We start from the raw sequence: 14,938 nt of genomic DNA, 5'->3' as shown, positions 1-14,938 counted from the left end.
TGGGGGATCCAAACACTCAATCCCTGTTTATTTTTGTTTCGCCAATTCGGCGGCAACATCGACAATCATGTCTTCTTGGCCGCCGACCGCTTTGCGGCGTCCAAGTTCAATGAGAATGTTGCGCGGATCAACGCCAAAGCGTTTTCCGGCGCGCTCTGCGTGAAGCAGAAAGCTGGAATAGACGCCGGCAAAGCCCATCGCCAAGCTGCCTTTGTTGACCTCCGGTACGCGGTGCATAATCGGAGCAACGATGTCTTCGGCGAGATCCATCATTTTAAATAAATCGATGCCGAGATCGACGCCACGCCGCTCAAGCACAGCGAGCAACGCCTCCGTTTGCGTATTTCCCGAGCCCGCGCCGAGGCATCTAACGCTGCTGTCAATTCGGGTAGCGCCCTCCTGAATAGCGATGAGCGTATTCGCAACTGCAAGCGAGAGGTTATTGTGAGCGTGAAAGCCAATTTCGCAGGATAGGGCATTGCGCAGCGCGCGAACTCGCTCTTGAACTTGTTCGGGCAGCAAAGTGCCGGCCGAATCGGTTACATAGACGGCTTGAGCGCCGTAGCTCTCCATCAGCTTCGCCTGCTCCACCAACACATCGACAGGCGCGGAATGCGCCATCATTAGAAAGCCCAGCGCCTCCATGCCAAGCTCACGGGCAACCTGAATGTGCTGTGCCGATACGTCAGCTTCCGTGACATGCGTCGCTACCCGCACCAGCTTGGCTCCAAGCGAATGCGCCTGCTTCAGCTCCTGTACGGTGCCAATGCCGGGGATGAGCAGCACGGCAATTTTGGACTGCCTGCACTCCTCTACTGCAGCTTCGATCAGCTTCATTTCATCGACAAGCGAACGACCATACTGAAGCGTAGAGCCGCCCAATCCATCGCCGTGGCTGACCTCAATATAATGCATGCCTGCATCGTCCAATGCGCGTGTCACTGCCCGAACCTGCTCCACTGTAAATTGATGGGCGACAGCATGGCTGCCGTCCCTAAGACATACTTCCGTTACACGTACCGGTACTGTATTGTTGGGCATCACTTCAAGCTCACTCCTTCCCCGTCTGATGCTAAAGATAGCTTATGACACGCGAACTGCTCTCCGATCCGCACTGCGGCAGCGGTCATGATATCGAGGTTGCCTGCATACGGCTCGAAATAGTCGCCAGCTCCTTCAACCTCCAGGAGAATCGTTACTTTTTCTTCATCGAACAAAACATCCTGCTTCAGCCGGTAACCCGGCACATATTGCTTAACTTGATCTACCATATTGTGAACCGCCCGGGTGATCGCTTCTTGATTCATATTCCGAACTTCGCAGTACACCGTGTTTCTCATCATAATCGGCGGGTTTGCCGGATTTAATATAATCAGAGCTTTTCCGCAATCTGCGCCCCCAACCTCCTCCAACCCGCGACGGGTCGTTGACGTAAATTCGTCGATGTTAGCCCGGGTACCGGGCCCGGCGCTTTTACTGGAAATGGTGGCAACGATTTCTGCATAAGCGACATCTGCCACCTGATTAATCGCATAGACGATCGGAATCGTCGCTTGGCCGCCGCATGTGATCATATTGACGTTAGGTGCGTCCAGATGGTCCATGAAATTAACGGCAGGGCTCAAAAAAGGCCCGCGGGCAGCTGGAGTCAGATCGATCGCCATTTTGCCCAATTCCTTCAAAACCTTAGCATGCCGTACATGCGCTTTGGCTGAAGTCGCATCGAATACAATGTCGGCTATGTCGGGATTTTCGACTACAGCTTGAATTCCGTTAGCAAAGGTCGCATACCCTCTGGAAGCGGCTCTCTTCAACCCGTCCGACTCTGGATCGATGCCAATAACGGCAGTCAGCTCCAGAAAGTCGCTGCGCTCCAGCTTATACATTAAATCCGTACCTATATTTCCTGAGCCCAATATGGCTGCCTTGATCTTAGTCATGTACGTTCTCCTTTCTGCAGCGATCTTTAGAACGTAGGGCCGATTCGGTTAATTCCGAAGTCATATTGCTTCAAAATTTCCGCTTTCGTCCATTTACCGGTAGCGACCTGCAGCACTTCGTCGTAAATTCGCTGTCCTACGTCCTGCACTGATTCCTTGCCTTCAATGATCGTTCCGGCGTTCATATCCATATTGTCGGACATATTCTCGAACATCCGGGTGTTTGTAGCGATTTTGATAACGGGAGCAATCGGCGAGCCTGTCGGCGTTCCGCGTCCACTAGTGAATAAAACGACCTGCGCCCCGCCCGCAACCATGCCGGTGAGCTGTTCAATGTCTTGGCCCGGCGTGTCCATCCAGACTAAACCTTTCTTCGTCGGATTTTCCGCGTAATTGATCAGCTCCTGCAGCGGACGGGAACCAGCCTTCGCCGCAGCTCCGAGCGATTTTTCTTCGAGCGAGCTTAAACCGCCTTTAATGTTACCTGGAGTCGGATTGCCTGTACGGATATCGACACCCATGAATATAGCTTTCTGCTCCATCGCTTCAATAACTTCATAAACACGCTTGGCTACCTTGTCGTCCACCGCCCGGTCTGCAAGCAAATGCTCCGCTCCGATAATTTCCGATGTTTCCGCCAAAATTGCCGTACCCCCGCCGTCTACGATCATATCGCTGACAACGCCAACCGCCGGGTTCGCCGACAGGCCGGAGCAGGCATCGGAGCCGCCGCATTCCGTAGCGACGATCAGCTCGCTGATATCGCACTCTTCCCTGCGCTGCATGGATGCATCCTGAACCATCCGAGCCGCCACTTGCGCACCTCTGGCAATCGTCATTAAGGTGCCGCCATTGTCCTGAATCGAAACGAGCTCAACCGGCTTTCCCGTCCGTTTGGCAATTGCATCGGCCACGCTGCGCCCTTGATGCGTTTCGCAGCCAAGACCAAGCACAACGACTCCATACACATTCGGATTGCATCCGATGCCGACATACGTGCGGAAGGTTTGATCATAGTCAACGCCAACCTGAGCGCAGCCATGCTGATGAACAAATGATACCGTCCCCTGTACAAGCTCCGTAATGCGCATTGCGGATTGCGTAGCACAAACAATAGTAGGTAAAATCAAGACATGATTACGGACGCCTACCGTCCCATCCGAACGGCGATATCCCCAAAATTTCGTGTTAAGCTCCAACTCGATCACCTCTGCCTCTTTTTCCGTCTAAATTATGAACGTGCACATGCTCTCCCGGCTTGATAATGCGATTGGCCATGCCGATCACTTCGCCGTATTTCAGAATATCTTCCTCTTCGGCAATCGGATAGACGGCAAACTTATGGCCAAATGGAATCGGATCCAGCAAAGCAACGCTTAAGCTGAGACCCTCAACCAGCAGTTCCACCACAGTGCCCGCCGGAATATCTCCTAATGCTGTAGCGACGTTATCCATCTTTTTCATCATGATGGCCCGGTACGCGTTGTCTGAAGTCGTCAATTTTATCCCCCCAACTAAATGCCCTGAATGAAATGAACTCTCCCGAAGCAGTTGTATGTTTAGAGCAGCTATTTATCTAGCCCAATACATTTCTCCCGAATCCTCGGTGATCAACACATCTTTTAGAAAGTGAACCGCTTTGCTGAAGCCTTCCTGCGTCGACATCAGACCATCCTCGTGCTCGATGCTGATGGCACCGTCATAACCTACAGTTCGCAGTGCGCTGACGATTTCTTTCCACAATTCCGCCCCATGGCCGTAGCCGACTGTACGGAACGCCCATGAACGGTTCGCGATATCGCGGTACGATTTGGTATCAAGCACTCCGTTCAGGTCATTATTATGCTTGTAAATCGATGTATCTTTAGCGTGAAAATGATAAATCCGGCTGCCCAGATGCAAAATCGAAAGTACAGGGTCCATACCTTGCCAGAACAAATGGCTTGGATCAAAATTCACTCCGACGTTATCCCCCGCAGCCTCGCATAGCCTGATCGCCGTCTCCGTGTTGTAAACAACAAAGCCAGGATGAGGCTCAACCGCGATTTTAATGCCTTGCTCTCTGGCGAATTGCCCCATCTTCTCCCAGTAAGGAATCACCTTCTCCTCCCACTGCCAGGTCAATGTTTCCAGAAAATCAGTCGGCCAAGGACAAGTAATCCAGACGGAACGCTGCGATGTTTCTGATTCACCGGGACAGCCTGAAAAATTGACTACCGTGTCCACGCCCAGCTCCTTCGCCAAGAGGATCGAGTTGATAAAATCCTCATGATGCTCCTGCGCGATAGCCGCATTCGGATGCAGCGGATTGCCATGACAGCTTAATGCGCTGATCGTAAGCCCGTTTTGCTCGACCGCGCGTTTGATCTTATCGATCTCCTGCTGATTTCCAAGCACATCCTTCGGCTTCAAATGATGGTTGCCCACATAGCCGCCCGTAGCGATCTCCACGGATTGGATGCCCTGACTGGCTGCGTGCGCCAGCGCGTCTTCCAACGAACGGGTACGAAATAATTTTAGAAATACGCCTAGTTGCACAGCGCTCACTCTCCATTTCACTTTTTGCTTTTCAATACTAAAGCTCGTTCACCTTTACCCACCGTCGTTCCGATACAGACAGCTCTACGGCTTCCAGCACCTGCTGGCATTTGACTCCATCCGTGAAATTCGGCTCCGGTTGACGGTCCTCGTGGATGGCCTGCATCATTTCCAGCATTTCATGCACGAACGTATGCTCGTAGCCGATCGTATGACCTGGAGGCCACCATGCGTCCATGTAAGCGTGGGCCGGATCGGTCGCCAGCACCCGACGAAAGCCTTGAACATCGGCTGCATCATCTGTAAAATAAACCTCCAACTCGTTTAACCGCTCAAAATCGAATTTAATGGAGCCTTTGCTGCCGTTGATTTCAAAAGAGTTCGTACAGCGGTGGCCTGCGGCAAATCGGCTCGCCTCGAAGCTGCCCAAAGCGCCATTCCCAAATCGCGCCAAAAACAAAGTAGCATCGTCGACATCTACCTTCCCCCTAGGGGCATCTGCACTTCCTTTTGCGCTTAAACCGGTCATCGAAGTCGGCATCGGGCGGTCCTTGATGAAGGTTTCGCTCATCCCGACCACCTCAGACATGTCACCTACCAAATAGTGCGCCAAATCAATCAGATGCGCCCCCAAATCGCCATGTGAGCCGGACCCCGCAACATCCTTCTGCAATCTCCACACCAAAGGGAATTCCGGATCGAGAATCCAATCCTGTAAAAACCATGCGCGGAAATGATAAAGGGTACCCAGCCTGCCTTCGCTAATGATTTTTTTGGCTAATTGAACGGCCGGTGCAAAGCGGTAATTAAAGCCGACCATATGTTTAATTCCGGCTTCTTCCGCAGCTTCCAGCATCTCGCGGGAATCGGCTAAATTCAACGCCAATGGCTTTTCGCAAAAAATATGCTTGCCTGCTCTGGCTGCGGCCATGGCGATTTCTTTATGGGCATTGCTTGGAGCGTTAATATCGACAAGATCGATGTCGTCCCCGCTAAGCAGCTCGCGCCAATCCGTAACAAAGCCCTCCCAGCCAAATTGCTTGGCAGCCTGCTCGACACCTTCCCGATCTCTTCCGCAAATCAGCTTCATGACCGGAGCTGCCGGGACATTAGGAAAAAACATGTTGACCCGGCTGTAAGCATTACTGTGCGCCTTACCCATAAATTTATATCCGACCATGCCGACGTTAACTTGTTTTTTATTCATTTCTACCATAGGGCACCGTTCTCTTTATAAAAATCGTCCAGCTTCACTTTTTGCTGCTGCTCTGTCGATTGAATCGCTGCACACGTAAGCGCGAAGCTTCTAATGTTATCTGTAATGGTAGTGAGTGGCGCTGTGTTCGTGCGAATCGATTGAACAAAGTTATGAAGCGAAGACATTCTGTCCCCATACTGCGCTTCATCCAGCTCCACGGAAGCAGGCTCTGTGCCCTCCCCTTCTTTCCAGATCAATATTTCATCATCGATCATTTCTATGGCTCCGAGATCACCGCATACCCGGATGTTCCCGTTCCATGTCGTTTCTCTGCCCCGGTTGACCCAGCTACCGAAATAATTAACGCGGATATCGTCTTCGAATTGAATCATCGCTCCAGCCGTCGGATTGCCGTTAAACCAGCTCCAATGCGGCTTGAAGCTTTGCGCGTACACTTCCACGGGCTCTTTGCCAAGTACGTATCTCATAATGTCAAAATGATGCAAAGACATGTCTTCCAGCAGTATCTCGTGCATCTCGTTGCGCCAGCCGCCGACGTTGATCACTTTTCTGAAGTCATATTCGATGTATCCTACACGGCCGACTACTTCTTCCTTCAGCAATCTTTTCAACGTTTGGATGCATGGTCTCCAGCGGTAATTTTGGCTGATCATGACATGCTTGTCATATTTCTTGCTTTCCTCATACAGCTCGACAGCTTCATCAAATGTATGAGTCAAAGGCTTCTCCAGCACGACATGCAAGCCTAGCCGAAGCGCATCCATCGCGATTTTCTTATGCGTTTGGGGAGGGGTGACGATCAGCGCCATATCCGCCTGCACCGCTTGTACGGCACTTTCCAGACTGCTGAACAGCCGGGAGTCCGGCAGATTGGTAATCGACTTAGCTGTAGTGAGATTATCCGGCACGACATCGACGACAGCCACCAATTCCACCTGCTCGTATTCGCATAGCACTTTCATCCACGATTGTCCGAACCTGCCTGCTCCAACTTGTATGACCCGAATTTTATCCATGGTTATTCCTCCTAAGAGTTTTCGTAAGAAAACTTGCATCGTAAGCATCATCTGAGTTTTCGTAAGAAAACTTACTTCATAAGCTTATCTATATAAAAAATCCGTGCGCATCGAACTGCATTTCCTCTAACTCGCCAACGATTTCTACATGGCCCAACGCCTTAATTTCGGGAAGCAGTGCTTCCGATACATACAGATGCTCCAAATGCAGCGTATTCGATATGCGCATTACGCGAGCCTGCTCGGGATTGACCCCCCAGCTGCAGCGAAGCGCTGTACTCATCGCTTCACGGTCGTTCTCTAAGATGATCGGAATCATGGCACGTTGAAGAAATGTGCTAGTAATGACGTTTTCGTTTGTTTTAACATAATCGATTTTTTCAAATAGTCTGCGGGTCGTTAAATCGGCAAGGCCTATACCCAATGCATTGCCCCCACATTCCTCGCTCAAGTCTCCGGCAATGACGTATTTGATGACCGGAGACGCCGGTTCCTCAACGCCCAGGATGCGCATTCTGCCGATGATGTTCGTATCCATACCGGTTCCGCTAAAATTTTTGCCGATCTCATCAACATGCAGCACATCGAGCCGGTCGACAGGCAGCTTGGGCATTAACGACGCGGAAAACTTAAGAATTTCGCGTTCCCGCTCTTCGATCTGAGCCGTAGGGATGGCCTCGATCAGCGCGGTATGCTCATACGCATTTTCAACGATAGCAAGTCCACATAGGATTTTCGCTTTCTGCAGCACAACACGCGCTACCTCCGGCATAAAATCGCGAATACCTTCCACCCCGTAATTATGAATGGCGAGTGCCTGCTTATGTTTGCCGAGGCCAATCGCCGACATTTTCATTATCCCGCTTTCGATTCCGATAGGAGATTTGAAATCCGTATGCACCTTCACCCGTCCGATCAAAATAATGCCATCGCCTTCGGATGCATGCCGATCCACATAAACGGGAATGCCCCGCTCCGTCTCCCCGATCTGTACAACTTCCATCGACGAAAGAATCGGAGCACCGCAGTACTCTTCGGTGACTCCGAGACTCGCAAGCACCTTTACCTGACCTTCCGCCGTGGCCCCGCCATGGCTTCCCATGGCAGGGATAATGAACGGATCGGCGCCAAGCGATTTTAACTTCGCCACCGTCGCTTTGATGATCTTGTCAATATTCGCGATACCCCGGCTTCCTGCGGTTAATGCGATCCTCGCGCCAGGAATCACCTTCGATTCCAGATCGATGAGAGACAGCTGCTTCCAAACCTCTTCTTCGATATCTTCAACCGTTGGTCCGGTAAAATGCTGTCGCACTTGAACCATCCGTGGCAGTTTCATGCTGAAATCCCCTTTCGGATCAATATCCCGCCAATTTAACAGCCAATTTCATGGCATGCTCCATCGCACCCGGGTTAGCACGGCCTTGTCCTGCAATATCAAAAGCCGTTCCGTGTGCCGGTGTTGTAATAACAACAGGCAAGCCTCCGCTGACCGTAACCCCTTTGTTAAAGCCGAGCAGCTTCATCCCAGTCTGCGCCTGGTCATGATACATGCTGACCAAGCTATCAAAAGGCTGTGTATTTAACCGTAAAAAGATGGTGTCCGCCGGGAAAGGCCCATCCACGTTAATGCCTTGCTCCTGAGCTTCCTTAATCGCCGGTGTAATTTCCTCGATTTCTTCCATGCCAAGCAGACCGCTGTCGCCGGCATGCGGATTTAATGCCGCTACGACGATGCGCGGATTTTCAAAGCCGACCTTCGTTAACGTGTCGTGAGCAAAACGGATTATGCGGCCGACGCGTTCTTTTTTAATGAAATCGCTGACCTGCTTCAGCGGTATGTGGGACGTTACGCGAGTAAACCACAGATCGTCCATTACGTTAATTTCGCTAAAGCCTTCCTTGCAGTTCAGAAGCGATGCGAAGAAGTGCAGCTCATCCTGGAAATGATAGCCCCCGTTGTGCAAAGCTCCCTTGTTGATCGGCGCAAAGACGAAACCGTCCAAATGCTTATCCTGTGCCAGCTTGACGACGTACTCCAACGTTTCACCTGTTGCTTTGCCTGATACAGCCGATAATTGTCCAAGCGTATATTCATCCGGAGACAAGTTATTCAAATCGATAAAATATACATCGTCCACATTATCAATTTGCTCTGTGCTTTCAATTTTACGGTAAGGAAGGGTTTCGCCTGTTATAGATTGTCCTTGGCCTAGAACCCTTTCATCGCCAATAATGACCCATGTCGCCAGCTTGCGAATGTCAGCCATTTGCAGCGCTTTGACCGCTAATTCCGAGCCGATGCCTGTTGCATCCCCTAATGTTATGCCAAGAACCGGTTTTGTTTTCATCGTTATCAAGCTCCCTTATAAAAGTTGGAATTTTTTGTCCTTCAGCGTAATGCCGTTATTTTACCCGTACGATTTGCCCGGTTTCCGCCGATTTCAGCGCCGCAAGAATGACCTTGAGCGACTTCAAGCCTTCTTCACCGGAGATGGTGGGCTTAGTGTCCGCAGATATATGTCCGATAAATTCGCGAACGATGCCGCTTTCCGTCTGCTTTTCGTTTGTAGCCACTTTACCCATCTGGTGAAGCGTTCTTTCGCCGTTATTATGATCAACGATCACATTGTAGGTCGTGTCTTCGATTAGCCTCAAAATACCGTGTTCACAGTACAATGTGGTGCTGTTGTCTTCCTTGGCCTTGTAAGTCCAGCTAGCTGCAAGCGTCCCGATCACGCCGCTCTCGGTTTTGAGCACGCATACCGCGTTATCGTCAACGTCCGTGTTCTGCTTGTGCAGCGTACCGACAAACCCACCTACCTCGATAATTTCCTCTCCTAGCAAATACCGGAGCAGATCCGCCTTATGAACACCTAGGTCGCCCATAGCACCAATAAAGGCAAGCTCTTTTTTGAAAAACCAGCCTTCCGCGCCCTCGATGCTCCATGTCTCCGGACCGCCGTGGCCAAACGCGCTGCGGAATGTGAGAACACGTCCAAGGACGCCGCTTGCCAAAATCTCTTTTGCTTTTCTATGAGGCAGCATGAGTCGCTGATTATGCCCGATCATAAGCCATTTGCCGGCTTTCTCCGCAGCTGCGATCATCGCTTCCCCTTCCTCAGCCGATACCGCCATCGGCTTTTCGCACAATACGTGCTTGCCCGCCTCCAATGCGGCAATACTGATCGGCGCGTGCAGCGCATTAGGCGTACACACGCTCACGGCGTCCAAGCCTTCGTGCCGCAGCAGCTCGCGGTAATCCGTATAGGCTGCAGCTCCGTACAGGGTCGCCATTTCGTTAGCCCGCTCTTCATTCGGGTCGCAGAAAGCCGCAATTTCCACGTTCGGAAGCAAAGCGTATTCCGGTAAATGTCTTTTTCTCGCAATCGAGCCACAGCCGATTACGCCAATTTTCAAAGTTGTCATGTAGTTGCCTCCATCTGTTCGGTTCCGTCTAGCCCTAGCCTTTTACAGCACCGGCCGTAATGCCTTGAATAATGTACCTTTGCATAGCCAGGAAAAAAGCAATAACCGGAAGGATCGCCATCGTCAAAGCCGCCAGCGCCAAATTCCATTGGTTCGCATATTCCCCGAAATAAACGTAGGTTGCAAGAGGAATGGTACGATTCGCTTTGGACGTTAGCATAATAAACGGCAGCAGGAAGTCATTCCATATCCATAACGTATGCAAAATCGCAATCGTAGTCGTAATCGGTGCCAGCAGTGGCAGCAAAATCCTGAAGAACACACCGACCGTCCCGCAGCCGTCTATCGTAGCCGCTTCTTCCAACTCAACGGGAATTCCTTTTACAAATCCATGGTATAGAAATAAAGCGAGCGGTACGCCAAATCCGAGATACATAATAATCATGCCGTGCAGCGAGTTAATCAGATGAAAATCCTTCGCTACTTTTACAAGTGGAATCATCATCGTTTGAAATGGAATAACCAAGGACGATAAGATGACCATAAAAATGATGTTGCTCCATATCCCCGGATTACGCACGAGCTGATAAGCAGCAGCCGAACTAATCAGCAATATGCCTACTACGCTGCCTACTGTAATAATGAGCGAGTTCATAAAAACGCCCGGAAATTGAATCTGACTCCACACCGTTGTGAAATTTTCGAACTGCCAGACGCTTGGCAGCGATGATGTCGATGCGAGCACCTCGTCATACCTTTTAAATGCATTGATGAATGTTAAATACAGTGGAATAAAAAATAGAATGCCAAGCAAAATCATCACCAGCTCGATCACGAGCTTGCCGGAATCATAACGATCCTTCATTACATTTCCACCTCCTTGCGTTTCAGCAAGAACACTTGAATGACTGTAACCGAGGCCAATATGAGGAAAAACACAACGGACTTGGCCGATGCGTACGTATATTCATTTTTCGTAAAAGCGTCCAAATAAATATGCAGCGCGAGCGATTCCGTCGATCCAAAGGGTCCCCCGTGGGTCAGGACAAAGTTCAGATCGAATACTTTAAAGCCATGAGAAATAGCAAGGAACAAACAAACTGTGATCGCCGGCATTATCAGAGGAATAATAATGGACCGCAGCCTATGCCAACGGTTGGCGCCATCGATTTGCGCTGCTTCCAATAAATCGCTTGGAATACCTTGAAGCGCTGCAAGATAAATAATCATCAAGTACCCTGCATAGTGCCAGACGTTCACCAGAACAAGCGCCCAGAACGCATAATCCGGCAAGCTGAGCCAGTTTTTCTCGAAAATCGAAATGCCCGTTAAACTTGCAATTTGCGGAAACCCCCGCGTAATAATAAACTGCCAAATAAAACCGATAATAAGCGAGCCGATAACATGAGGCAGGAAGAAGACGGTTCTTAACGCGTTTTTCGTCTTGAGCGCCATATTAAGCACAAATGCTAGGGCAAATCCGGCCAAGTTGACCAAAATCGTACTGACCACTACATATTTAATCGTAAATACAAATGATTTTATATGGTCGATGTCATGCAGCAGACGCTTGTAATTGCTTAATCCGGCCCACTTGATATCACGGCTGATTCCGTTCCAATCCTGGAAGGAGAAGATAATCGCCCTAAAAAAGGGCAGCATGATAAACAGGGCGAAAAAAAGGACGGCCGGAGAGACAAAGGCGATATATATCCATATTTTTCTTGTTTTGCTTCGTGACATGATGGCTCTCCTTTCCTTTGTTACACACAATCAGCCAATGCACCGTTTCCGGAACAGTCGGGAAGCGACGCATTGGCTGATCCATTGAATGTCAATTATTTTTTCACAGCAGTATTCCACATTTTTTGTACTTCTTCGATCGCTTGATCCTTATTCAGCTGTCCGCCGACATAAGCTTGCAGCGGTTTCGTGAATTGAGCGTCCATTCCAGCCGGCCATAGCAAGTAAGACCATGGAATCGTCTGTTTTTTCTCCAAATACACGTTCATATCAGCAGCCAGAGGTCCCAATTCGTTCGTTGCTTTCAAATCCGTGAAGCCCGGAATGAAATGCATTTGATCTACTAAATGCTTCTGGCCGTTCTTGTGAAGCCACACGAGGAATTTTTTCGCTTCCTCTACTTGCTTGGAATCTTTATTAATGACATAGTAAGCCGGGATGCCTACCGGAAGCTTCGTATCGTTCGGATCGTCAGTAAGCGGAACCGCGAACAGCCCAATGTTCAGATTCGGATTAACCTTTTTGATCAAGTCGATAGTCCAAACCCCTTGCTGCATCATCGCTGTTTTGCCTGACGAGAAGTCTGCAACCTGGTTATCGTAGCTGATGCCTACCGATTCAACGCCTTTACCATATTTGACCGTCATATCGAGCACTTCAAAGAAATTTTTCATCAAAGGAACATCTTGTACCTTGGCCGTTCCAGCGCTAATTTTTGCAATCATTTCTGTTGAATCCGGCATATAAGCAAATGGTAAATTAAACAAGTTGCGGCCTAAAATGAAATTCTCTTTATACCCTTCCGCATAGGAAGCAATTCCGGCAGCTTTTAGCTTCTCGTTTGCCTGCTTCAGTTCGGTGATCGTCACCGGAATTTTATCGATACCCGCTTTTTTGAAAAGGTCTTTATTGTAAACAAACCCGTATCCTTCCATTGCCGATGGGAAGCCTAATTTTTTCCCCTTCACTGTCATGCCCGGCAATGCCGACGGATCTACCTTGCTCATCCACGGCTCGTTGGACAAATCAAGCAGCCTGTCGCTCCAATCTTGAACGCCGCTGTAGCTTTTGGCGAAAAAGATGTCCGGCTCATCCCCGGAAGCAAATCTTGTTTTGAGCATCGTATCCAGATCACGCACAACTTGGGCATCGATCGTAACATTCGGATTTTCCTTGGTGTAATCGGCTGCCATTTGCTTGACTTGCTCCGTAACCTCTACTTTATTTTGAATCAGCTTTAGTGTAACCTTCGGCGCTTCTTTCCCACCTTGCGGCGCTGGCGCGCTTGATTTTGGCGCTTCCTGACCTCCAGCACAGCCTGCCAGAATAGAAACCGTCAATACTGCCACGCTCGTCATCGACATCCACTTTTTCATTTGGGACCCTCCTAAAGTGCTTCTAATTGTTGTTGCTATACAAGTATTGTAGAGAATTAAACCGTTTACAGGCATGGAATATACTCGCTGAAAAAAGGAATTATTTAATCTCATGCTCCTTGCGGTATGGAAACGGGGACAGGCCCACTTGTTTTTTGAACACCTTGCTGAAATAATTTTCATCCTCGTAGCCGAGCTGATTGGCAATGTCTGCGATCGAAAGAGCGGTACCCTTCAAGAGCGCCTTCGCTTTTTCCATTTTCAAATCGGTCAAATACGCAACGATCGTCGTATGATACACTTCTTTAAACCTTTTGGAAATGTACTGCGGGCTAAAATGAAAATGCTCGGCTAACCATGTCAATGACGTATCCTCATGAAAATGCTTGTCCAAATAGTCTTTGATTTGCTCGATGCCGCGACCGGTTGATGCATGAGGGTTCATGGAATCGATCACCAAATGAACTTGATGAATGAGCATCTGCTCCCACTCATCCAGATCGTTGATCCACAACGGTAAAAAAGGAGTCTGCGCATCGCCCCTCTGATCCTGCGCCAGCTGCTTCCAGCGGCCGAGCAGCAAGTTAGCCTCCATCGTGCAAACCTGAAGCTCCTTCAGCTGCAGCTTGCCCTTTTGTCTTAAAGCGTTTACATGCTTGCTAAGAATATCTGTGGCGAACGGCTTGTTGCCCGTTTCGATCGCCTTTTGCAGCAAAAACTGCTGATTCATCAATGCCGGCAGCTCGGCAGACGTTATCCCTGGCGTGTGCGTCTCATCAGACAGTACATCGCCGTTCAACAACGCATTCCTTGCTTCGCCGATTACCGAAGGAAGACGCGGAAGATCGGAGACCCCGGCGCCAGTCCCGATCAGCACCTCCAATTTCAGCGTTTGCTGCAGCGCCCGCTTCAGCCGCTCCAAGTAAAACTTGTAATCCGCCTCGCTAGGACCGTAGGCTCCCCCTTGTAGCAGCAGCAACCATTGGTAGTCATCCAGCCTGCATATATAATGTCCGGTTTGATGGCCAATGGCGTATTGAGCAATATTTCGAAAAGCAAAAGAGAACAGCTCATCATCCATCATAAAACGCTGATCCAGCACCCTCATCCGGTTTTTTGGAAGGATCAGCGCGATTTTGAGGGCATGCCCGGGCATACCGTATTTCTCAAAAATTCTCCTCACCGAAGACGATAGCTGTGTTTCACCGCGGAAATACGAAGCAAGCTTCTTCTCATCCAGCATCTCATCGGCTTTGCGCACCACATACTCCCGCTCCGCATCCGTCTGCCTTGTCTCCGACTGTTCCTTCCAAGCCTGAACTGCCTTCTGCAGCGCATCCTCAACGTCTTTTCTACGGAAAGGCTTTAATATATAATCGATGCCGTTGGCTTTGATCGTAGCCCGTGTATATTCAAAATCATCATACCCGCTGATGACGATCACGTGGGTGTCGAGCCCTTCCTCACGAATTTTTTGAAGCAGCTCTATTCCGTTCATAACCGGCATTTTCATATCACAGAACATGACTGCAGGCTTGTAATTTTTCAAGCTTTCGAGCGCCTGTATGCCATTCTCGGCCATGTATCTATCAGTAACGCCAAATTTCTCCCAATCAACGGACAAATCGATTCCTTCTCTTACATGTGCTTCGTCATCTACAATCAACACTTTCATTA

At 49.6% G+C, this 14,938-nt stretch carries 14 protein-coding genes; all 14 read right to left on the bottom strand.

The window, feature by feature from the left end:
* Positions 1 to 27: 27 nt before the first annotated feature.
* Complete coding sequence (gene dmpG / locus ACFQ0C_RS28105) at positions 28 to 1,041, bottom strand: 4-hydroxy-2-oxovalerate aldolase (RefSeq protein ID WP_379371893.1); 1,014 nt, start codon at positions 1,039 to 1,041, stop codon at positions 28 to 30.
* Positions 1,041 to 1,940 (bottom strand): acetaldehyde dehydrogenase (acetylating), encoded by a 900-nt coding sequence (locus ACFQ0C_RS28100; RefSeq protein WP_379371624.1) that lies wholly within the window; start codon positions 1,938 to 1,940, stop codon positions 1,041 to 1,043. Before ACFQ0C_RS28100 ends, dmpG begins: the two co-directional genes overlap by 1 nt.
* Positions 1,941 to 1,966: 26 nt before the next feature.
* Positions 1,967 to 3,145: a UxaA family hydrolase gene (locus ACFQ0C_RS28095; protein ID WP_379371891.1), complete on the bottom strand. Its 1,179-nt coding sequence runs from the start codon at positions 3,143 to 3,145 to the stop codon at positions 1,967 to 1,969.
* Complete coding sequence (locus ACFQ0C_RS28090) at positions 3,129 to 3,440, bottom strand: UxaA family hydrolase (protein ID WP_379371622.1); 312 nt, start codon at positions 3,438 to 3,440, stop codon at positions 3,129 to 3,131. The genes ACFQ0C_RS28095 and ACFQ0C_RS28090 overlap by 17 nt, the downstream gene beginning before the upstream one ends.
* A 72-nt stretch (positions 3,441 to 3,512) precedes the next feature.
* On the bottom strand, positions 3,513 to 4,478 hold the full coding sequence (locus ACFQ0C_RS28085) for a sugar phosphate isomerase/epimerase family protein (protein ID WP_258213891.1): 966 nt from the start codon (positions 4,476 to 4,478) through the stop codon (positions 3,513 to 3,515).
* Positions 4,479 to 4,515: 37 nt separating this feature from the next.
* Positions 4,516 to 5,694: a Gfo/Idh/MocA family protein gene (locus ACFQ0C_RS28080; RefSeq protein WP_379371620.1), complete on the bottom strand. Its 1,179-nt coding sequence runs from the start codon at positions 5,692 to 5,694 to the stop codon at positions 4,516 to 4,518.
* Entirely contained in the window at positions 5,688 to 6,713 is a 1,026-nt protein-coding gene (locus ACFQ0C_RS28075; RefSeq protein ID WP_379371618.1) for a Gfo/Idh/MocA family protein, read from the bottom strand. The genes ACFQ0C_RS28080 and ACFQ0C_RS28075 overlap by 7 nt, the downstream gene beginning before the upstream one ends.
* An 88-nt stretch (positions 6,714 to 6,801) precedes the next feature.
* Positions 6,802 to 8,052 carry a nickel pincer cofactor-dependent isomerase, group 22 gene (locus ACFQ0C_RS28070; RefSeq protein ID WP_379371616.1) on the bottom strand — a complete coding sequence of 417 codons (1,251 nt, stop codon included), beginning with the start codon at positions 8,050 to 8,052 and terminating at the stop codon, positions 6,802 to 6,804.
* A gap of 19 nt (positions 8,053 to 8,071) precedes the next feature.
* Positions 8,072 to 9,064: a PdxA family dehydrogenase gene (locus ACFQ0C_RS28065; protein ID WP_258213887.1), complete on the bottom strand. Its 993-nt coding sequence runs from the start codon at positions 9,062 to 9,064 to the stop codon at positions 8,072 to 8,074.
* A gap of 55 nt (positions 9,065 to 9,119) precedes the next feature.
* Positions 9,120 to 10,142 (bottom strand): Gfo/Idh/MocA family protein, encoded by a 1,023-nt coding sequence (locus ACFQ0C_RS28060; RefSeq protein WP_379371614.1) that lies wholly within the window; start codon positions 10,140 to 10,142, stop codon positions 9,120 to 9,122.
* A 34-nt stretch (positions 10,143 to 10,176) separates the two neighbouring features.
* Positions 10,177 to 11,007, bottom strand: a complete 831-nt coding sequence (locus ACFQ0C_RS28055; protein ID WP_258213885.1) for a carbohydrate ABC transporter permease — start codon at positions 11,005 to 11,007, stop codon at positions 10,177 to 10,179.
* A complete protein-coding gene (locus ACFQ0C_RS28050; protein ID WP_379371612.1) occupies positions 11,007 to 11,885 on the bottom strand; it encodes a carbohydrate ABC transporter permease in 879 nt (292 codons plus the stop codon). Before ACFQ0C_RS28050 ends, ACFQ0C_RS28055 begins: the two co-directional genes overlap by 1 nt.
* 95 nt (positions 11,886 to 11,980) lie before the next feature.
* Complete coding sequence (locus ACFQ0C_RS28045) at positions 11,981 to 13,261, bottom strand: ABC transporter substrate-binding protein (protein ID WP_379371610.1); 1,281 nt, start codon at positions 13,259 to 13,261, stop codon at positions 11,981 to 11,983.
* A 100-nt stretch (positions 13,262 to 13,361) separates the two neighbouring features.
* The gene (locus ACFQ0C_RS28040; protein ID WP_379371608.1) at positions 13,362 to 14,936 is read right to left on the bottom strand and encodes a response regulator transcription factor; all 1,575 of its coding nucleotides are present in this window, start codon (positions 14,934 to 14,936) and stop codon (positions 13,362 to 13,364) included.
* Positions 14,937 to 14,938 lie beyond the last annotated feature (2 nt).

This window comes from Paenibacillus sp. GCM10027630, assembly GCF_042676305.1.
Lineage (GTDB): Bacteria > Bacillota > Bacilli > Paenibacillales > NBRC-103111 > Paenibacillus_S.
Note: the sequence above shows the minus strand (reverse complement) of the source record. Positions and strands in the feature narration are given on the sequence as shown.